The 21,567-nt window shown below is 45.7% G+C and carries 9 protein-coding genes; 5 read left to right on the top strand and 4 right to left on the bottom strand.

What is annotated here, in order from left to right:
* Positions 1-2,862, bottom strand: a 2,862-nt coding sequence (locus RIC07_RS33430; RefSeq protein WP_446398283.1) for an SdrD B-like domain-containing protein, incomplete at its 3' end; no start/stop codon positions are given.
* A gap of 296 nt (positions 2,863-3,158) precedes the next feature.
* Positions 3,159-4,205 carry an aspartate carbamoyltransferase catalytic subunit gene (locus tag RIC07_RS33435; RefSeq protein WP_446398284.1) on the bottom strand — a complete coding sequence of 349 codons (1,047 nt, stop codon included), beginning with the start codon at positions 4,203-4,205 and terminating at the stop codon, positions 3,159-3,161.
* A 656-nt stretch (positions 4,206-4,861) separates the two neighbouring features.
* On the opposite strand from RIC07_RS33435, the gene RIC07_RS33440 reads away from it, so the two are divergent.
* From RIC07_RS33440 to RIC07_RS33450, 3 genes are all read left to right on the top strand, one after another.
* Entirely contained in the window at positions 4,862-5,881 is a 1,020-nt protein-coding gene (locus tag RIC07_RS33440) for an SH3 domain-containing protein (protein WP_446398285.1), read from the top strand.
* A gap of 74 nt (positions 5,882-5,955) precedes the next feature.
* Positions 5,956-6,879, top strand: coding sequence for a type IV pilin-like G/H family protein (locus RIC07_RS33445; protein ID WP_446398286.1), 924 nt, complete (start codon positions 5,956-5,958; stop codon positions 6,877-6,879).
* Between the two features lie 223 nt (positions 6,880-7,102).
* Positions 7,103-12,589, top strand: coding sequence for an AAA family ATPase (locus tag RIC07_RS33450; protein ID WP_446398287.1), 5,487 nt, complete (start codon positions 7,103-7,105; stop codon positions 12,587-12,589).
* Between the two features lie 146 nt (positions 12,590-12,735).
* Here the strand turns inward: RIC07_RS33450 and RIC07_RS33455 are convergent, their stop codons facing one another.
* Entirely contained in the window at positions 12,736-12,858 is a 123-nt protein-coding gene (locus RIC07_RS33455) for a hypothetical protein (protein ID WP_446398288.1), read from the bottom strand.
* Between the two features lie 471 nt (positions 12,859-13,329).
* Between RIC07_RS33455 and RIC07_RS33460 the strand changes: the two genes are divergently transcribed.
* Positions 13,330-17,991, top strand: coding sequence for a response regulator (locus RIC07_RS33460; RefSeq protein WP_446398289.1), 4,662 nt, complete (start codon positions 13,330-13,332; stop codon positions 17,989-17,991).
* 269 nt (positions 17,992-18,260) lie between these two features.
* On the opposite strand, the gene RIC07_RS33465 is transcribed toward RIC07_RS33460, so the two are convergent.
* On the bottom strand, positions 18,261-18,893 hold the full coding sequence (locus tag RIC07_RS33465) for a Uma2 family endonuclease (RefSeq protein WP_446398290.1): 633 nt from the start codon (positions 18,891-18,893) through the stop codon (positions 18,261-18,263).
* Positions 18,894-18,934: 41 nt separating this feature from the next.
* On the opposite strand from RIC07_RS33465, the gene RIC07_RS33470 reads away from it, so the two are divergent.
* The gene (locus RIC07_RS33470) at positions 18,935-21,025 is read left to right on the top strand and encodes an ABC transporter ATP-binding protein (protein ID WP_446398291.1); all 2,091 of its coding nucleotides are present in this window, start codon (positions 18,935-18,937) and stop codon (positions 21,023-21,025) included.
* Positions 21,026-21,567: the final 542 nt, after the last annotated feature.

Genomic DNA, 21,567 nt, shown 5'->3' on the forward strand with positions numbered 1-21,567 from the left:
AAATTCAAACAGGATGTAATCGGTACTCCAGCTATTATCTACGCGATGAGACGATGTCCCTTCATCACGGTTCGTCACACCTAAGCCACCACTGTATGCACCTAAATACGCATTTTTCCAGGTTCCCCATTTCTGACTAAATGCGCTGACATCAACCGAAACCCCATCTTGAGTGAAGGTACGGACATTGCCATTGGCACCATCCAAGCTACTCGAACCCGTTAAGAGGAATCGGATGTCAGAAGTCGTCGAACTTGACAGATCTTGTGCTGCTTCAGTTGCCGAGGAGTAAACCCAGGTTTCACCGGGGCTGAGGATGCCATCGGAGCCAACATCTGTGGACAGATCGAGGGTAGGAGTAAAGTCATCACTGGTATCACCCACCGTGCCGTTGTCATCGCTGACAATCACGTCACTGGTAGAGAAGCCCACATTCCCTGTATTGGTGACTGCGTAGGTAAACGTGACATCGGTACCGACGGCAATTTCCGGCAGGTTATTCAAATCCGTCACATCTATCCCATTGACGAACTTCTCAATATCAATGTCGGGATTCGGGATCAGCAATCCGGCATCCAATGTGTCGTTAAACTCACCCGACTCTAACGTTACCGTCTGAGTCATGCCATTACTGGGGTTGGCATCACTATCTAATCCATCATCGCCACCCGCATCTTGTGGGCTAAAGACATAGCCATTGGGGGCGACAAACATGACTTTATATTCACCCGGCGTTAAGCCAGTGAATGAGTATTCTCCATTAGCATCTGTGGTTGTAGTGATTGGGTTTCCATTACCATCGAGAACCGCTGTGCCATCCGGATTCTGGAGTTTGACGGTAACGTCTTGAATACCACTTTCACCAGCATCTTGTAAGCCATTCCCGTTGCTGTCTTCAAAAACTTTATCTCCTAAAGATGCCAGTTGATAAAAACCGGAGTCAATCGTGGGGTCATTTTCCCCAGGTGCGAGACTGACAATATCAGAGACTAAACCATCACTGTCAACCGTATCATCGCCCCCTTGGTTAGCGGGACTGACTTCATAGTCGTCGGGTTGTTCAAATTGAACCTGGTACTCACCCGCCATGACGGAAAATTCATAATTGCCGTTAGCATCGGTGGTGGTGGTTTCAACGACTTCACTCTCTTCAAATACACCGTCACCATCGATGTCGGCGAATAAATTGACAGTAACGCCAGCAATTCCCGCTTCACCAGCATCCTGAATCCCATCGGCATCACTGTCTAACCAAACCCTATCCCCTAATTTGGATAATTCTACTTCAGCGATAACAATTTGTTTATCCGGTAAACAATCCCCATCGGTATCTGGAACCAGGATGAGTCCGAATTTGCCAACGACTTGTTCGCCAAATATGGTTGTATAGTCGTATTCGGGAACAAAGCCTTCACCATTGCTTTGAGCCAGATCCAGAATTTCATCGACTCGCGCTTGTTCCCAAGCACCTAAACTACCGCCACCATTTGACTGTTGGTCATCAATTAACTCCCAGATGGCTCGTTGCACATCCCCTGAGGTATAGGTGCCATTCCCAGTTGAGGCTTCTCCCTCAAAGCCTTGATTTAGAATCCAGTTGACCAAATCTAAATTTTCCGGCTTTTCGATTAAACCCGGTCCAATTAGTTCATCGGGTAACGGTTCACCGCTGGAATAGACTTTCGCTGTGTAATCTACATTTCGATTGATCGGGCGATCGGTATCTAGGCAATACCCATCAAAGGTCATCCCCTCAAAGATATTATCGGTTCCGGGGATATCCTTGATGGTGATATCCACATAACTAGCATCCGGATCACTCCCGGCGTCAAGCTGAATGCTAAACGTCAGCATTCCAGGTAAAGCGGCTTTGAAAGAGGGAGGGTGATAAAATCCGGCATCAACTGTGGTGTCATTTTCCCCTGGATCTAAAGTCACGACATCAGAGACTAAGCCATCACTGTCAACCGTATCATCGCCACCTTGGTTGGCTGGAGAGATGAGTTTATTATCGGGTTGTTCAAATTGAACCTTGTAGTCACCCGCAATGGTTGTAAATTCATAATTACCGTTGGCATCGGTGGTGGTGGTGTCCACAACTTCCCCATCTTCAATTACACCATCACCATCAATGTCGGCTAAGAGGTTGACGGTAACGCCAGCCATTCCCGCTTCGTTTCCATCCTGAATCCCATCCGCATCGCAGTCGGACCAAACCGTATCACCGATTTTAGATAATTCAACTTCAGCGATAACAATTTGGCTATCTGGCAAACCATCATTATTGCTATCTGGAACCAGAATGACTCCCATTTTGCCAACGACTTGTTCGCCAAATAGGGTTGTATAGTCGTATTCGGGAACAAACCCTTCACCATTGTCTTGAGCCAGATCCAGAATTTCATCGACTCGCGCTTGTTCCCAAGCACCTAAAGTCCCGCCACCGCTTGACTGTTGGTCATCCAGTAATGACCAGACGGCTCGTTGAATATCCCCTGAAGTATAGGTGCCATTCCCAGTTGATGCTTGTCCTTCAAAACCTTGATTGAGAATCCAGTTGACGAGATCTAAATTTTCTGGCTTTTCGATTAAACCTGTTCCAATTAGTTCATCGGGTAAGGTTTCATAGCTAGAATAAACTTTAGCTGTATAGTCTATATTTGGGCGAATTCCCCGATCGGTATCAATACAATATCCATCAAAATTCATCCCTTCAAGTACGTTTTCTGTACCGGGGTCGTCTTTGATGGTGATATCCACATAACTGGCATCCGGATCACTACCCGCGTCGAGTTGAATGCTAAATGTCAGCTCATTGGGTAGAGCGGCGCTGAGAGATGAGTAGATGTTAGATTCCGGCATAGGACTAGACGAAAAAACTCATTGATGTACCTTATGAAAATACTATACACAGAAAAAAAGCCAGGAATTAATACTTCATCAACACTTTAAAAACCCGCCCCATCTTCATCGAAATTTTACAAGTAACCTGTTGACGACGAAATAAGGCTGAATTATACTACAGCAAAATTAAAGAGGACTTGCTGAAAACTTGTTGTGGTGAGGGGAAGATGGGGGAAATGGGAAAGCTGGGGAAGATGATGGAGATAGGGTAGAGAATTGACATAAGACCAATGACATAAGACCAATGACCAATATTAAGACTTGCCACTCCCCATCAAATACAGCAGCGCCATGCGTACCGCCACACCACTGGTGACCTGTTGAGAAATTAAACTAAATTCTGGATCATCCATTAACTCGGAACTAATTTCCACACCGCGATTGACGGGTCCAGGGTGGAGAATTTTGACTCCAGGATGGCAAAGTTTCAAGCGATCGCGTGTAATCCCATACCGTTGATGATATTCTCGCAGACTGGGTAACAGATGGGCAGTCATGCGTTCTTTTTGCAGCCGTAAGGTCATGACAAAATCGGCATCTTTTAGGGCGGGTTCAACCTCCCAATGCAAAAATAGTCGCCGATTGGGGATTGGGGATTGGGAAAAATTCTCCCCCGACTTCCCCGGCTTCCTCTGCTCTCCAGTTCCCTGGACATACTCAGTAAACTCCTGGGGAACTAGCGTGGGTGGACCGGCTAAATGAACCTCAGCACCACTGGCGGTGAGACTCCAAATATTAGAACGAGCAACCCGTGAATGGACAATATCCCCGACAATGGCAATTTTTTTGTCGGCTAAGAGTTTCAAGCGAGGATACTCAAAATCTAATAGGGATGTAATTGTAAATAAATCCAATAACGCCTGAGAGGGATGTTCATGTTGACCATCGCCTGCATTCAAGATACCGACATTCGTTTCCAGGCGATCCATTTCAGTCGCGATCGCATGGGGGACTCCCGCTTCTCGATGGCGAATCACCATCATATCCGCACCCATGGCTAAATAGGTTTTTGCCGTGTCCAGAATCGTTTCTCCCTTAGTCAAGGACGAGGTTCCTGGTGCAAAATTCAGGGTATCCGCACTTAACCGTTTGGCGGCGAGTTCAAAACTACTGCGGGTGCGGGTTGAGGGTTCAAAAAACATATTCGCCACCACCTGACCTTGTAAAGCCGGGACTTTTTTCGTGCGCCGGGAGAGAACTTCCCGACAGCTTGCGGCTGTTTGTAAGAGGGTATCGTATTCAGCCGATGTAAAATCTTCCAGGGAAAGGACATGGCGGCGAGTCCAAGTGGCGGTAGCCATAAGAATAAAATAGCAAAATGGATAGAGAGGGGCTAACCGTTACTATAATCTTCATTCCCCTCCCACGACAAATAAATAGGGGCTGCTGAATCGGTGTGGTGGTGGGGTTAGAGAGCAGGGGGAGCAGGGGGAGCAGGGGGAGCTGGGGAAGCAGGGGGAGCAGGGGAAGCAGGGGGAGCTGGGGGAGCTGGGGGAGCTGGGGGAGCAGGGGAAGCAGGGGGAGCAGGGGAAGCAGGGGGAGCAGGGGGAGCAGGGGAAGCAGGGGGAGCAGGGGAAGCAGGGGGAGCAGGGGAAGCTGGGGAAGCTGGGGAAGCAGGGGAAGCAGGGGGAGATATAACAAATGACGAATGACGAATGACGAATGACGAATGACGAATGACAAATGACGAATGACGAATGACGATCTCCACCGTTAACTTTAATTGTCCCCACCTACTTCCTTAAACCTTTCTTTTGAGGGACGTTAGTTCGCTTAATTATCTCTAATAATACTATTAGAAAAGAAAAGTCTAAAATTAGATGAACCCAGCCGTCGTCGTTTTGCTATCCCCAACTCCCTTCTGTAGATGGTAAACGGGGAATTGATCTAGACATTGAGTTCGTCTTGTCTACGGCTAAGGTTCATTGCTGTGATAAACGAACCGTGAGGTATTCTGATGGAAACCCTAGCCTATACCCATTTCTCCGCCCAAGCCGATGACAAGATTCCCCAGTCCCAGTTCAGTGCTGATGGGTCTGGTTTTAAGTCAGAGGTTGACTGGAAACTACCGAGTTTAGCCTGGATTCGGGGATTAGCCTTGGCGATCGCACTTTCTTCCTTAACCGTAACCAGTAGCGTTTGGGCGGCGGTGGTTAATACGAATGGTAGTCCCCTAAATGTGCGATCGGGTCCCGGTTTAGGGTATGGCGTCGTTAGCACTCTCGCCAATGGCACTACCATTAATCTCAGTGGTCTTGATGCCGATGGCTGGTCTCAACTCAGCAATGGCAACTGGGTCGCTTCTCGCTGGGTACGAGGTGAAGCTGAGAATGGTGGTAGTACTGTTCCATCCGCTGTCTTACGCCCCGGTAGTACGGGGACAGCCGTAACCAATCTGCAAAATCGATTGCAAGAGGTTGGGGTTTATAACGGACCCGTCACTGGCTATTATGGTCGCCTCACCGAAGCCGCTGTGAGAAGGGTTCAGGCGTCTGAGGGATTGACGCCGGATGGGATTGCTGGATCGACGACGTTAACCGCCTTATATGGTGAGGATGGGGATGGGGGAGGTGCGACTCCGGTGACGAATACAGCCGTGGTTAACACCAATAACAATCCCCTCAACGTGCGATCGGGTCCCGGTTTGGGGTATCGTGTGGTGGGTACAGTAGGGGATAACCGAACCGTTAGCCTCAGTGGTCGTAATACTGATGGCTGGTCTCAACTGGCGAATGGCAACTGGGTTTCTTCTCGCTGGATAGTCGGTGAAGGTGGCGGTGCAACTCCAGCAAGGGATACCGCCGTGGTGACGACGAATGGGAGTCCCTTGAATGTGCGATCGGGTCCCGGTTTAGGGTATCGGGTGGTGGATACTGTAGCCGATGGCGCTGCGATCGCAACCACGGATCAGACGGCGGATAACTGGATACGGCTGGCTAACGGTGGCTGGGTGTTTTCGGGATGGGTGGCGACGTAAGTGTCCTTTGTCATTCGCCATTTGTCATTCGTCATTGCTAAAATCCAATCAATCAGTTGCTGGGTTGGATGGTTATGGTTAATCCTGTTTCTCTATTGCTTAAGTTGTACCGATCGCGTTTGATATTCGTTCTTTTCGCCCTGCTTGTCTGTAGTGGTGTTCCCTCTCAAGCGCAATCTGAACCGGATAATCCCTCTCCTGCATCTGAGATGCGATCGCCAACGGATGCGGTTACTCAGCAATTAATCGGGGAATGGCAAGCCACTGATCCGGCATCGGGGGAATCAATCCAGTTAATTTTTGCCCCCGATAACCAATTATTTTTTATCTTACCCGCTCAAGATGGGTCGGCTGTGGCAATCGAGGTAGGCTACCAAATTCAGACGGCGACTCAACCGATGCATCTGGATATGGCACTCACACCGGATGAAATCGCCTTGACCATTTTTGAGTTAACCCCAGAGGGGAAGCTGCGCTTAGAATTTAAAGATGTTACGCCGGGAGAACCTCGACCCACGGCGTTTAGTGATACAGCGTTACTCTTGGCAAAGACATCGGATGATACCACCGTACCCGAAGATATTTCTGTGATTGAGTTGGAAACCAGCGCCAACCGATCCAGCCAAGCGATTCCGATGCAGTACATCAGCCTCTTAAATCGCGCCCAGCAAGTGTATTATCTAGAAAATCGTCAATTTGCCAATACCCTCGAACAGCTAGAAATTGCCACAAACCTAGAAACGTCCTTATATACTTATGAAATCGTGCCATCAGGCGATCGCGCTGAGAGTGTCGCGATTACGGCACATCCCAAAGATGAGGGACTTCCCAGCTATATTGGTGCGGTATTTGTCACCACCGTTGATGGATTTGAGACAACCGTCTCTGGAATTTGTCAGAGTGAACAAGCCGCTACCTCACCGCCGCCGATGCCAATTCCACCGTCAGCCGATTCTACAGAGATTCAATGTCCCCCTGGATCTCGTCTGTTGCCGTAAGTTGGGTACAAGGATAAAAGAGTAGAAATAATCTGTGTAGGGGCGGGTTTCACGACTATCTTTTCAGTTGCACCCAAATGTGACTAAACCCGCCCCGCGCTTCAATGGTACTATTCGTTGAGAATTTTATGCCATTACTATAGAACCACGTCATTGCTAACTCCTGGTTGTGATAGGCTATCACCTTTCAGCAATCCTCTCAGTGTTTCCCCCCTCTACCCCTATGGTTACCGTTGCTGGCTGTCGGATTCTTGCCCAAATCTATGAAAGTAGTAACTCTCTAGTCTATCGTGGTATCCGAGAATCGGATCAGCAGTCGGTGATTCTCAAAGTTCTCAAACACGATTATCCTACGCCCGCAGAAATTAACCGCTATCAACAAGAATATCAAATCACCCGTTCCCTTAACTTTGGCGGTGTGGTTCAGGCTTATAGCTTAGAACCCTATCAAACCACCCTGGTGATTATCTTTGAAGATTTTGGCGGTTCTTCGTTAAAACTCTTACTCCAGGAACGAGGATTTACGCTCAAAGAATTCTTAAGTATCGCCATTCGCAACACCGAAAGCTTAGGCAGAATTCATGCTGCTCATATTATTCACAAAGATATCAACCCAGCCAATATTGTTTTCAATCCTGAAACCGGACAACTGAAAATCATTGACTTTGGCATTGCTACCGTTTTATCACGAGAAAACCCGACTCTGAAAAATCCCTCCGTCTTAGAAGGCACATTAGCCTACATGTCACCGGAACAAACCGGGAGAATGAATCGGGCGCTGGATTATCGGACTGATTTTTATTCTTTAGGGGTTACGTTCTATGAATTGCTAACCCATCACCTTCCCTTTGAAACCGAAGATCCCCTAGAATTAGTCCATTCTCATCTGGCTAAAGAACCGATTCCGCCTCACCAAATTAATCCACATATTCCGCCCGCCCTCTCTGCTATCGTGATGAAATTATTGGCAAAAAATGCAGAAGACCGCTATCAAAGTGCCTGGGGACTAAAATCGGATTTAACCATTTGTCTAATGCAATTAGAAACAAAGGGAAAAATTGAACTATTTTCCCTCGGTCGTCAAGATATTTCTGAGCGATTTCAAATCCCCCAAAAACTGTATGGTCGAGAACGAGAAATTAAAAGTCTACTGGACACCTTTATTCGGGTTACTGGATGTAGTTTATTAGGAGACCCAACGCCAAACTCAATCAGGGCGGGTGTTGAACAACAGTTATCGTCAAAGGCAACACAAAATTCCCTAAACCCGCCCCTACAGACTCGAAACTCCGCCAAGGAGATGATGGTTGTATCTGGATATTCCGGTATCGGGAAATCAGCGCTAGTACATGAACTATATAAACCCCTTACTCAACGGCGGGGCTATTTTATTCGCGGCAAATTTGATCAATATCAGCGGGATATTCCTTACTCAGCCGTGATTAAAGCGTTTCGAGAATTAATCAAACAGTTGTTAACGGAAACCACAGTCCAACTAAGCCGATGGCGCAAGCAACTCTTAGCCGCTTTAGGCGTGAATGCTCAAATTATTATTGATGTCATTCCGGAAGTTGGACTGATTGTAGGTAAGCCAGTTCCGGTTGCCAGTTTACCTGCTACAGAAGCGCAAAATCGCTTTAAATTAGTTCTACAAAAGTTCATCCGCGTTTTTGCCAAACCTGAACATCCGTTAGTCATTTTTATCGATAATTTACAGTGGGCGGATAGCGCTTCGTTGAAACTCATGGAATGGTTGATGAACTCCTTGAATCAGGGTGAGGCTGATTCTCACAGTGGGGGGCTGTTTATGATTGGTGCTTATCGTGACAATGAGGTGAGTGAATCCCATCCCTTACTGTTAACATTCAACACTATCCGGTCAAGCGGAACAATTATCCATCAAATTATTTTAGCACCCTTGGGATTGATGAGCATTATCCAATTGGTGACTGAAACGCTCAAATGTTCCCCGGATCATGCCCAGCACCTGGCTGAATTAGTCCAGTTAAAAACGGGCGGAAACCCTTTTTTTGTCAATGAGTTTTTAAACTATTTATATAAAGAAAAAATCGTCATCTTTGACTCTCAAGGCGGAACGTGGCAGTGGGATATAGCCAAAATTCAAGCTCAAAATTTTACGGATAATGTTGTCGCCATTCTAGTCAATAAGATTCAAACCTTATCGCCAAAGGTGCAACGGGTTTTACAGTTTGCCGCTTGTTTGGGCAATTCCTTTGAACTCAAACCATTAGCCTTAGCGTTAGGCGAATCGCAGTCCGAAACAGCCGTGCAGTTATGGCAGACAGTTGTTGAAGGATTGATTCTGCCTTTGGGTGAATCCTACAAGTTAATCCGTCCATCTAATACTACTGAAATTCTGCTGCAAAAACCTCAACCTTTAGCCTCGAATCCCGCCTCACTAAGCAGCGATATAGAACATCAAAACTTCACCATCCAATACAAATTTGCTCACAACCGAATTCAGCACACTGCTTATTCATTAATTCCTCCAGAACACTGCAAAGCGATTCACCATAGGGTGGGTCAGTTATTACTGCAAAATACTCCCGAAGACCAGTTTTCAGAGACTCTTTTTAATATTGTCAATCATCTGAATATTAGTATTGAGTTAATCCAGTCTACTGAAGAACAGAATGAATTAGCTCAATTGAATCTTTGGGCAGGTCAAAAAGCCAAAGCCGCAACCGCTTATGAAGCGGCGATGAAGTACTTGACAATCGGTCGAGAACTTCTTCCGCCAGACAGTTGGCAGGTGCAATATGAGTTGACCCTAAACTTGTCGATGGAAGCCATTGAATTGGCATATTTATTGACTGACTTTGAAACCGCCCAAACCCTAACCAATGTTGTGCTAAACCAGGCGGAAACTCTAATTCATAAGGTTAAGGTCTATGAAATTCAAATTTTATTCGATAGTTCTCAAAATCAAATGCTGTCCGCTATCAAAACGGCAAAGCAGGTTTTAAACCTACTAGAAATACCGCTAACTAAAACGCCTCCTGTTTATCAAACGGTTGAGGCGTTAGCCGATTTGCCAGAAATGACTCAACCCACTCAATTGGCAGCTTTGCGAATTTTGATGTCCGTTATGGCACCTGCCTATATTGCCAAACCATCTCTGTTACCGTCGCTTATTTTCACTATGGTGAATCTCTGTATTCGCTATGGAAATTCATCGCTAGCGGCTTATGCTTATAGTGTTTATAGTTTGCTATTGTGTGGCAAACAAGAAACGATTGATCAAGGCTATCGCTTTGGTCAGTTAGCGTTGAAATTATTAGACCGCTTTCCGGCTAAAGACGTACAAGCCAAAGTTTATCAGCAATTTAATGCCTTTGTGCGACCTTGGAAAGAGCCAGCACGAGAAACGTTAAATCCATTACTCGATACGATTCAAACGGCAATTGAAAATGGTGATATTGAATATGCTTGTCACTGTACGGTAAACTATTGTACTTATTCATTTTTCGTCGGACTGCCCTTAACTGAGGTTGAGTCCAAACAAGCTCAACATCTGGAACTGAATCGGCAGTTTAAACAAGATTATCAGATTGGTTATATCACAATTTGGCGGAATTTATCCTTATGCTTAATTGAGGCTGAAAATTATCCCAATTTAAACTGGACTGTTTTTGATCGTCTCCTCCCTGATTTATTACAAGCGAATAATCAGATTTCAATCTTATCCGTTTATTGGGCGAAGTTATTTCTGGCTTACTTATTTGGCAATAACGAAGAAGCCGAAACGCAAGTTTGTCTGGCTGATCAATACAAGGGGAGTGTTAATGGCTTATTAAATAGCGTTTTAGCCAACTTCTATTCGTCTTTGGTTTTGTTATCTCTGTGTCATTCGGCGAGTCCCAGTAAACGTAGACGCTATCTCAACAAAATAGCCAGACAGCAAAAAATTATGCAAACCTGGGCAGAATATGCCCCTTGTAACTTCCAGCATAAATATGAATTAGTGGAGGCTGAACGAGCAGAATTACGTAGCAAAATTATTCAGGCAATGGAGTATTATGATCGGGCAATTCAAGGTGCAAAAAAACAGAGCTATCTTCAGGACGAAGCCCTCGCTTATGAACGAGCGAGCAACTTTTATCAACGGTTAGGTCGGAATGAAATTGCTAAAAACTATTTACAAAAAGCTCACTATATTTATACCAGATGGGGGGCAATGGCGAAAGTTAAACAGTTGGAAGAAACCTATCCCCAATGGCTGTTTACGCGAGCGAATAGTAATGATTCAGGCGGACTTTTACAAAAAAGCTCCACAGTGACCACAACAACGCAAAGTGGTAAAAATTCGTCAGATTTTCTTGACTTAACCACCGTCATGAAAGCGGCGCAAGTGATTTCCGGTGAGATTGTCTTGGATAAATTACTGGCAGCGTTGATGAAGATTTTGATTGAAAATGCGGGAGCGCAAAAAGGGTTTCTTATTTTAGAAAGCAAAGGAAAATTAAGGATTGAAGCCGAGGGACAGGTGAATACTCTAGGTCAACCTGATGCAGAATGCGATCAAATTCATGTTTTACAGTCTACTGACATTGAAGACAGTCAAGTTTTATCGGTTACCATTATTAATTATGTGGCTCGAACTCAGGAAATTGTTGTCTTAAATGATGCCCTAAATGAGGGACAATTTACTCAAGATTCCTATATTCAGCAAGAACAGCCGAAGTCAATTCTCTGTGCGCCGTTGATTAATCAAGGAAAACTCAGCGGAATTGTCTATTTAGAAAATAATTTGACGACGGGAGCATTTACGGCTAGCCGATTGGAACTGTTGCGTCTCCTATCCGCGCAAGCCGCCACATCTATTGAAAATGCCCGTTTCTATACCAGTTTGGCAGAACTGAATCAGGCGTATGAACGGTTTGTTCCGCGTCAGTTTCTCCAATTTTTGGATAAGGAAAGTATTGTCGATGTCCAGTTGGGTGATAATGTTCAACATAAAATGTCAATCCTATTTTCGGATATTCGCGCCTTCACGACATTATCGGAAACGCTGACACCGGAGGACAATTTTAAGTTTATTAATGCTTATTTGTCGCGCATGGAACCAGCGATTACTGACCATAATGGCTTTATTGATAAATATATCGGTGATGCAATTATGGCATTGTTTAGTGGTCAGGCTGATGATGCAGTTAAGGCGGGAATTGCTATGCTACACCAACTGAGGATCTATAATCAACATCGACAGAATTCTGGCTATCCTCCTATCCGGATTGGGATTGGGATTAATACGGGAGGGTTAATGCTGGGAACCATTGGTGGAGTCTCGCGCATGGATAGCACGGTGATTAGTGATGCGGTGAATTTAGCCTCTCGCATTGAAGGGTTAACTAAATATTATCAAGTCCCCTTATTAATTTCTCATCATACGTTTTCCCGTTTATCTGATCCGACTAATTATGCGATTCGCCTGATTGATAAAGTGAAGGTGAAGGGAAAATCGGAATTGGTAACTGTTTATGAAGTGTTTGATGCTGATTTACCTGAGATTAAAGCTGCTAAATTAGCCACGTTACAAACTTTTACTGAAGCCTGGTATTTTTATAACATGAAGGCGTTTGCTGAGGCGAAAAAACGCTTTGCTGAGGTGCTGCGGGTCAATCCTCAAGATCAAGTGGCTAACATTTATCTCAACCGTTGTCAAAACACTGATTTCACCGATTTATAACGGTTAATGGTGGTGATTGTCATTTATCAAAACACTGATTTCACCGATTTATTGGAGAGAGTGGGATAGGGACGTCAGCCAGTAGGGTGCGTTAGCGTAGCGTAACGCACCATTGCCACTACGTCATTCGTAAAGTCGGGGCGGGTTTAGTTACCTCTGGGTGTAACTAAAAAGATAGTAGTGAAACCCGCCCCTACACAATCTCCCCCAGCTTCCCCAGCTTCCCCAGCTTCCCCAGCTTCCCCCTCTTCCCTAGCTCGCCTTCTCATCGAGTTGAGCCGACACTCTACCGTTAGAGAGTTGCTGCTATGAGCGAATTAGCATATTATAAAAATGCCGTAATACAAGTAATACGCTAGTATAACACAATAATGGCTTTGAGCTAGAGAGGCAAAAGGATTGAATTTGCCAGTTCTGTCTAGTATCGCTATCTGGCATGTACAGATGCAATACGTCTCTTGACAAAAGTCGAAACGGTTTAACTGTAACGCTTTCTGGTGAAAGAGATTGGGTGGGAAACGTTCACCGTGAAAATCGAGCGAATACTGTGCCGACTTTTCGCAAAACCATACTCATTTAAACATCTTTTTTAAGTTTTCCCCTAAACCTATTTAACTCGTTTATCGATTGAATAGATTGGGTGCATCGCTAATTGGGGTTGAACGACAAAAAAAGGACTGAATTCTGCTTAAAAATGTAGGGTTTATTTCCTTAACTTTAGCGATCTCCAAGGGGCTCTCATGTCAATGCGATCTCTCAAGCGCCTAATTGACAACGGTTTAACGAATGTGCCTCTACGAACAGTATTCGTAGTCCCCTTTCTGGTGCAAATTTTTGCTACAGTCGGCGTAATTGGCTGGTTATCATTTCGTCACGGAAAGCGGGCGGTGAATGAGGTATCGACTCAATTGCAAGATGAAATTACGGTTCATATTGAGGATCGGTTGGAGCGATATTTAGCCATTCCCCATCAGATTAATCAGAGTAATCAAGATGCGATTCATCTGGGAAGCTTGACCCTAGACACCTTGCAACCCTGGGAACAACATTTGTGGCGACAAGTGCAACGATTTGATTCTGTGAGTTATGTTGGTGTGGCGAATGAACAGCGAGGATTGATTGCGGCGGGGCGACGAAATCGGGATCAATTGGTGATTATCCAAGCGAATCCCGCGACAGATTTTGATTTCTATACTTATAGCACCCACAGTGAAGGCGATCGCAACACCCTTTTAGAGAGTAGCAAAAACTACGACCCCCGCCTGCGACCCTGGTATAAAGCCGCCTTGCAAGCCGATAAACCCACCTGGAGTGACATTTACCCCCATTTTGGTGAAGGCGATCGCACGTTGCTAATCAGCGCCATTCAACCCGTTTACGACAGCAATCAGCAGGTTCAGGGTGTCTTAAACACAACCCTGCGTCTTTCCACGATTAACGATTTCCTGCAAACGATAAAAATCGGTAAATCGGGACGCCTGTTTATTATGGAACGTTCTGGATTATTAATCGCCACATCCACTCCGGAACCGCCCTTTCAACATCACCAAAATCACATTACTCGGTTAAAAGCCAGCCAAAGTCGTGATCCCTTAATTCAAGCCACCGCCAACTATTTAACCCAACAGTTTGGCGATTTCAATTCGATTCAAGCGTCCCAGCGCCTGGACTTTAAGCGTCAAGGACAGCGGCAATTTTTACAAGTCATGCCCTTACAAGATAGCCACGGATTAGACTGGTTAATTGTCGTGGTTCTCCCTGAAGCTGACTTCTTGGATCACATTCATAATAATACGCAATCGACAATCCTACTCTGTCTGGTTGCATTAATCATCGCCACGGGAGTTGGTCTGAGTACCGCCCACTGGATTATTCAACCCATCCAGCGCTTAAATCAAGCCGCCAATGCTATTGCTAAGGGGGAATGGGAGCAAAAAATTGAGGTTCATCGGAACGCTGAACTGGGTAGTCTTAGCACCGCCTTTAATCAAATGGCGGATCAATTAAACCAATCCTTTGCCACTCTCAAAGACCAGAATCATCAGATGAACCGCTTAAATGAGGCATTGGCAAAAAGTGAGAAACAGTTAGCTCAAATTTTAGAAACCGTACCCGTTGGTATCGTGGTGGTTGATGCTCAGGGAAAATTTCATTATACCAACGATAAAGCACAACGGTTTATGGGACAAGAGTTTACGCTAGACGCGATCGCGGATAATTTTTGTGCGGTTCATCACTGGTATATCGCCGGAACTGATCAATTTTATCCCACTGAAGAGTTACCGATTGTTCGCGCTTTGCAGGGACAACGCTCCATTGTCCATAATATTGAAATTCACCAAGACGACCAAATTATTCCGATTGAAACCTGGAGCAAACCTATCCTGGATGAACAGGGTGAAATTATTTATGCCATTGCCGTTCTTAACGATATCACAGATCGAAAAAAAGCCGAAGCAGAACGGATGCATTTTACCCAAGAACTGGAATTCAAAGACCATCAAAATGCCGCTTGGCAGCGCCTAGACAAGCTCAAAGATGAATTTTTAGCTAATACCTCCCACCAACTCCGTACTCCTCTCTATGGCATTGTCGGCATTGCTGAATCGTTAATCGATGGTGCTACCGGAGAGTTACCCTTACAAACCCGGATCAATTTAGGTACAATTATCGCCACCGGGCGGCGCTTATCCAACTTAGTCAATGACATTCTCGATTTTGCCAAACTCAGAAACCAAGACATTCAACTCCAGCAACAGCCCGTGGGGGTACGAGAAATAGCGGAGGTGGTTCTCCGACTCAGTTATCCACTAATTGGTGATAAAGAGTTACAACTGATTAATGCCATTTCTCCTGACTTACCGATTGCTTATGCCGATGAAAATCGGGTGCAGCAGATTTTGCAAAACTTAGTGGACAATGCGATTAAGTTTACCGATAGAGGAACGGTCAAAATTTCGGCTCAATTGGTAAGCTCAAGGCAGACATTAGAGGGTAGAGGTGCAGCAGTACAGTGGGGCAATAGCAACATGGAGACGTTAACTCAAAACTATGTCCTGGAGCGAAGCGAAGGCTCAGTCAGCGTAGTTTTGGAACCAACGTTATCGTCAACCCCTGACGCGAATTTTATCAACCCACCTCTATCAACCCGGTTCCCTATAAACGACGTGAAGGATCAAAACCCTGTCCTAGAACGAAGTGAAATGTCAACATCCAGTCAGGACGGGTTTTGTCCAAACGTTACTATTAATAGCGACAACAAAGTCCCTAAATCTGCCCCTACAAACCATGTCCTCGAACCCAATGAAGGGTCAACATTCAAAATGCTAGCCATTACTGTATCTGACACAGGAATTGGCATCCCCAAGTCTCAATTAAACCGTATTTTTGAATCCTTTGAACAAGGGGAGGGTTTTCTAGGGCATCAGTATGGCGGTACAGGGTTAGGGTTAGCCCTGACGAAAAAGCTGGTAGAGTTGTATGGGGGAACGATTGAGGTGCAATCAACCTTAGGTGTCGGCTCTCAGTTTACGTTTACGTTACCCATTTTTGACGGACAAATTCCAGACATTAAGCCCGATCCGATTGAGTCAATTGTGACAATACCTAAGACAATTTATAGTGCCAATTCCTCTGTGAGTCAACCTAGTCTGGTCGGTAATTCTTGTCCTCTTTTGCTGACGCTTACTCAACCCGCATTAACGCTAAAAGAACACGCCAATTTCCAGGAGGACGAACCCTTAATCAACCCGTTCAAGATTTTAATCGTCGATGATGATACAGTAAATCGCCAGATACTCGTCAACTATTTATCCTTAGAAAATTATCAAGTTGCCCAAGCCACCAATGGTAGGGAAGCTTTAGACATCATTAACAATGGTTTTCAGCCTGACCTGGTTTTACTTGATGCGATTATGCCGCGCATGACTGGGTATGATGTTTGTAAGAAACTGCGTGAATTCTATCCCCCTACTGAACTGCCCGTGTTAATGTTGACGGCAAATGAGCAAGTGAATGATTTAGTGGCAGGCTTTAGTGTAGGCGTGAATGATTATTTGACCAAACCGATTGCCAAACACAAACTTTTGGTCAGAATTAAAACTCATCTGCGTTTATCCACAATTGCCAAAGAAAATGCTCGACTTTACGCAGCGGTGCGGGAAAGCGAGCGGAGATTGATGCAATTTTTAGACGCCGTACCCGTGGGAATTTTTATCCTCGATGCCAAGGGCAAACCTTACTATGCTAATGAAGCGGCTAAACAGATTTTGGGCAAAGGCATTGTGGACACTGTTATCATTGAAGAATTAACTGAAGTGTATCAAGCCTATCGCACAGGAACCGATCAACTCTATCCCATCCAGCAAATGCCTATTTTTCTGGCGTTGCAGGGAAAAACTTCCACCGTTGATGATATTGAAATTCACCGAGGGGATCAGGTTATCCCGATTGAGGTGTGGGGGACTCCCATCTATGAGGAACAGGGGGAAGTGGCTTATGGGATGGTTGCCTTTCAAGATATCCGCGATCGCAAAAAAGCGGAAGTACAACGGGAAGCGTTTACTCGTGAGTTATTTCAACTCAATCAAGCCTACGAACGGTTTGTTCCGGGTCAATTTCTCCAGTTTTTACAGAAAAAAAGTATTGTAGATGTGCAACTGGGGGATCACGTTCAACAGAAAATGTCTGTTCTCTTTGCCGATATTCGCAACTTTACGGCGCTGTCGGAACAGATGAATCCCCGTGAAAATTTTAATTTTATTAATGCTTTCTTAAGTCGCATGGAACCTGCCATTCGGGAACATAATGGCTTTGTCGATAAATATATTGGCGATGAAATTATGGCACTGTTTAGTGGTAATGCTGATGAAGCAGTGCAGGCGGGAATTACCATGTTTGAGCGGCTGGCTTTATATAACCAACATCGGGCTAATTATGACTATGCACCCATTGAGATTGGTATAGGAATCAATACCGGAGAATTAATGCTGGGAACCGTGGGCGGATTTTCCCGCATGGATAGCACGGTGATTAGTGATGCGGTGAATTTAGCCGCCCGCCTGGAAGAATTAACTAAAATTTATCAAGTACGGCTATTAATCTCGCACCATACATTCTTGAGGTTGTCGAATCCCGGTGACTATGGGATGCGTCTTGTGGATAAGGTGAATGTGAAAGGGAAAGCCAAAAAAGTAACCGTCTATGAAGTCTTTGATGCTGATCCGCCGGAGATGCGAAAGGCAAAGCTGGCAACGAAAACGGCATTCGAGGAAGGGCTAATGTTATATTATCGCGATCGCCTCTCAGATGCAGCTCAACGGTTTAGTGAATGTTTGCAGGTTCATCCAGGGGATAAGGTAGCGCAACATTATCTTAAACGTTGTCAGCATCGGATGCGATAATGTTATTTGTCTTATGTCATTTGTCTTATGTCTTATGTCATTTGCTATATTTCCCCGTTAACATCGGTGGGTTACGGCGGATACGGCATTAAATGGTTATCGCTTCGATTTAAATTCCGCCTAACCCACCCTACTGGCTGTTCATTGTTCATTGCTATGAACGAGTTATCGGTGGGGAGGGCGGGTTTTGTTGTTCATTGATTGGTGACAAGTTGTTTGAGTGGCTAAACCCGCCCCTACATTTATTGCTTTTTCCCATCATTAAACGATTAGGCATCGGCAAAAAATCGGTTAATTGACACCTCAATTGTGGGGAATGCCAAGGAAAAAATAGTGCCTTGCGTGATCAGGAATGTTTCCAAGTAATTCGCGTCTTGAGGATGTCGAAAGACGTGGATCTGATTGGCTTTGAGATTCACCACCCAGTATTCTGGAATATCTGCCAAGGCATAGGTTTTCTTTTTCTCATTGAGATCATAGTCCAAAGTAGACTGAGAGATTTCAATCAGCAAAAAAATGTCCTGGGGATAGGGATGATGCTGGAGATATCGTTGTCGAGATGGTTGGACAATGGCGACATCGGGTTGGGGTTCGGAATCAGCCAGGGTAATTGGATGAGCTTCTCGCACCACCGCCAATCCCCTTAACAGTGAACGTAGATAGTGAACACCCCCTTCGGTTGCATAGCTATGGATTGGTTCTTCTGGAGGCATTTCTACGACTTCTCCTTGCAAAAGTTCGACCCGACGGTGGTTGAGAATACCAGTCTCAATGAGGCGATGATAGTCGGTGATTGTCCATTTGACTAGAGTTGTCATGAGTTGTGTCAATTCAGTAACAATAAACCATTTAGCTCCTATAGTACGATCGCGAATCAATGGAGATGCGGTACGATAGAGCATTTGCTTGTTAAAATTTCTGTTAATTCTCGTTTTAGAGTGTCATGGCTGATACCGTTCTCGACGTTCGCAACCTGCAAGTCAAATTTAAAACCGATGAAAAGGAAGTCCTCGCTGTTGATAGGATTAGTTTTCAAGTGAAACGGGGGCAAACCCTGGGTATTGTCGGTGAGTCGGGTTCGGGGAAGTCAGTCACCTCACTGGCGGTGATGGGGTTAGTGTCAACGCCGGGTAGAATTACTCAGGGGGAGATTTATTTTAAACCTCAAGCCGATGGCGCTCAACCCATTGAGTTGCTGACGCTGAATCAGGAACGAAAACGCTTGTTTCGGGGGGGTCAAATTTCGATGATCTTCCAGGAACCGATGAGTTCCCTCAACCCCGTCTACACAATCGGGTTTCAGCTTATCGAGGCGATTTTACAGCATCAGGACATATCCCAAGGCGAAGCACGGCGTCAGGCGATCGCACGGCTGCAAGAAGTGCGGCTGATTCCCAGTGATCAGGAACTTAAGCAGGAGTATGAGCAAGAAAATCCTGACGACGCCGCCACAGATCGCGTGATCAGTCAGTACCTGAATCAGCGTAAACAGGAAATGCTCAAGCGCTATCCTCACGAACTATCCGGGGGTCAATTGCAACGGGTGATGATTGCCATGGCAATTGCCTGTGATCCGGAGATTCTGATTGCGGATGAACCCAGCACCGCCCTTGATGTTACCGTACAGGCGGCAATTCTGGACTTGCTGCGGGAGTTGCGGGATCAGCGAGGAATGTCGATGATTTTCATCACCCACGACTTAGGCGTAATTGCTGAAATTGCCGATAGTGTGGCGGTGATGTATCGAGGAAATATTGTCGAAAGTGGCGATGTCTGGCAGATTTTCTCTCATCCCCAGCATCCTTATACCAAAGGATTATTAGCCTGTCGTCCGACATTAGAAAAACATCTCAAATACTTACCCACTGTGGCTGACTTCATGGAGGAGGTGACAACAGAGGAGGGTAAGGTAGACATTCGCGAAAAATCCCCGACTTTTGATCAGGAAAATGGGGCAAAGGTTCAGCGAGATAATCTCGCCATTGCTGACGCCTCAGCCTCTCCCCTACTTGCCGTTAAAAATCTCCGGGTGGGGTTTCCTGTGTCCAACGTATTTGGCAAAACTAAACGCTATATTATGGCGGTCAATAATGTGTCCTTTGAAGTTTACAAAGGAGAAACGTTGGGACTCGTGGGGGAATCGGGTTGCGGTAAATCCACCCTTGCCCGGACGTTATTGCGTTTAATTGAACCGATGGAGGGTAAGGTAACCTTTGACAATGAAGATATCACCCATATTAAAGGCAAGCGCTTGCGGCAAATGCGGCAAAAGATGCAAATTATTTTCCAGAATCCCTTTAGTTCTCTTGATCCTCGGATGAAGATTGGGGATGCGGTGATGGAACCATTGGTGATTCATAAATGGGGAGATAATGCCAAAGCACGTCGCGATCGCGTTGCTTATTTGTTTGAACGAGTGGGGTTAAACCCCGACTGGATGAACCGCTATCCCCACGAGTTTTCGGGGGGACAACGCCAACGGGTTTGTATCGCCAGGGCGCTAGCACTTGAGCCTAAGTTTATTATCTGCGATGAATCGGTTTCTGCCTTGGATGTGTCGGTACAGGCGCAGGTACTGAATTTGCTCAAGGAGTTACAGAGTGAGTTAAAGGATGAGTTGAATCTCACCTATATCTTTATCTCCCATGACTTGAGTGTGGTCAAATTTATGAGCGATCGCATCATGGTGATGAATAAGGGCAAAATCGAGGAAATTGATGCGGCAGAGAGTATCTACCGGGAACCACAAACGGAGTACACGCGCCAGCTTATTGCATCGATTCCCACGGGAAGCTTGGATCGGATTCAGCAACAGCAAGCAGGGCGAGGATTAAGCCCTTGGTCTGATATTAGCGACTTATCGGATGGAAACAAACCCTCTGCGAAACTCCAGTATCAGCTTTTTGGCATGGTTCAGGGGGATTGGCAAGTGGCGAAGGGGTTACTGAATCAGGTGAAAAGCATTAATCCGGGACATTCTGAGGATTGGTATTGGCAAAAAGTCATCCATGATTTGGAACGCGATCGGCAATAGATTCGGGGTGGGTTTCAATACAGGAATGTAGAGACGTAGCATGCTACGTCTCTACACATCGATCGGGGCGGGTTTAGTTACATTGGGGTCAAACCCAAATGATAGTTGTAAAACCCGCCCCTACAGGTGGTTAGGGTTCCGGTTGTCGGGGTTGATCACGCGATCGGGGAGGGGTTAGTTACATTGGGGTCAAACCCAAATGATAGTTGAAAAACCCGCCCATAAAGGTGGTTAGGGTTCCGGTTGTAGGGGTAGATCACGCGATCGGGGCGGGTATAGTTACATTGGGGTCAAACCCAAATGATTGTTGTAAAACCCGCCCCTACAGGTGGTTAGGGTTCCGGTTGTCGGGGTTGATCACGCGATCGGGGCGGGTTTAGTTACATTGGGGTCAAACCCAAATGATAGTTGTAAAACCCGCCCCTACAGGTGGTTAGGGTTCCGGTTGTCGGGGTTGATCACGCGATCGGGGCGGGTTTAGTTACATTGGGGTCAAACCCAAATGATAGTTGTAAAACCCGCCCCTACAGGTGGTTAGGGTT

The organism is Coleofasciculus sp. E1-EBD-02, assembly GCF_040218245.1.
Classification (GTDB): Bacteria; Cyanobacteriota; Cyanobacteriia; order Cyanobacteriales; family Coleofasciculaceae; genus Coleofasciculus.

Coding starts and splice junctions, on each gene's coding strand:
- RIC07_RS33470 (WP_446398291.1), top strand. CDS start 18,935: ATGGCTGATACCGTTCTCGACGTTCGCAACCTGCAAGTCAAATTTAAA.
- RIC07_RS33450 (WP_446398287.1), top strand. CDS start 7,103: ATGGTTACCGTTGCTGGCTGTCGGATTCTTGCCCAAATCTATGAAAGT.
- RIC07_RS33445 (WP_446398286.1), top strand. CDS start 5,956: ATGGTTAATCCTGTTTCTCTATTGCTTAAGTTGTACCGATCGCGTTTG.
- RIC07_RS33435 (WP_446398284.1), bottom strand. CDS start 4,205: ATGGCTACCGCCACTTGGACTCGCCGCCATGTCCTTTCCCTGGAAGAT.
- RIC07_RS33465 (WP_446398290.1), bottom strand. CDS start 18,893: ATGCTCTATCGTACCGCATCTCCATTGATTCGCGATCGTACTATAGGA.
- RIC07_RS33455 (WP_446398288.1), bottom strand. CDS start 12,858: ATGAGAAGGCGAGCTAGGGAAGAGGGGGAAGCTGGGGAAGCTGGGGAA.
- RIC07_RS33440 (WP_446398285.1), top strand. CDS start 4,862: ATGGAAACCCTAGCCTATACCCATTTCTCCGCCCAAGCCGATGACAAG.
- RIC07_RS33460 (WP_446398289.1), top strand. CDS start 13,330: ATGTCAATGCGATCTCTCAAGCGCCTAATTGACAACGGTTTAACGAAT.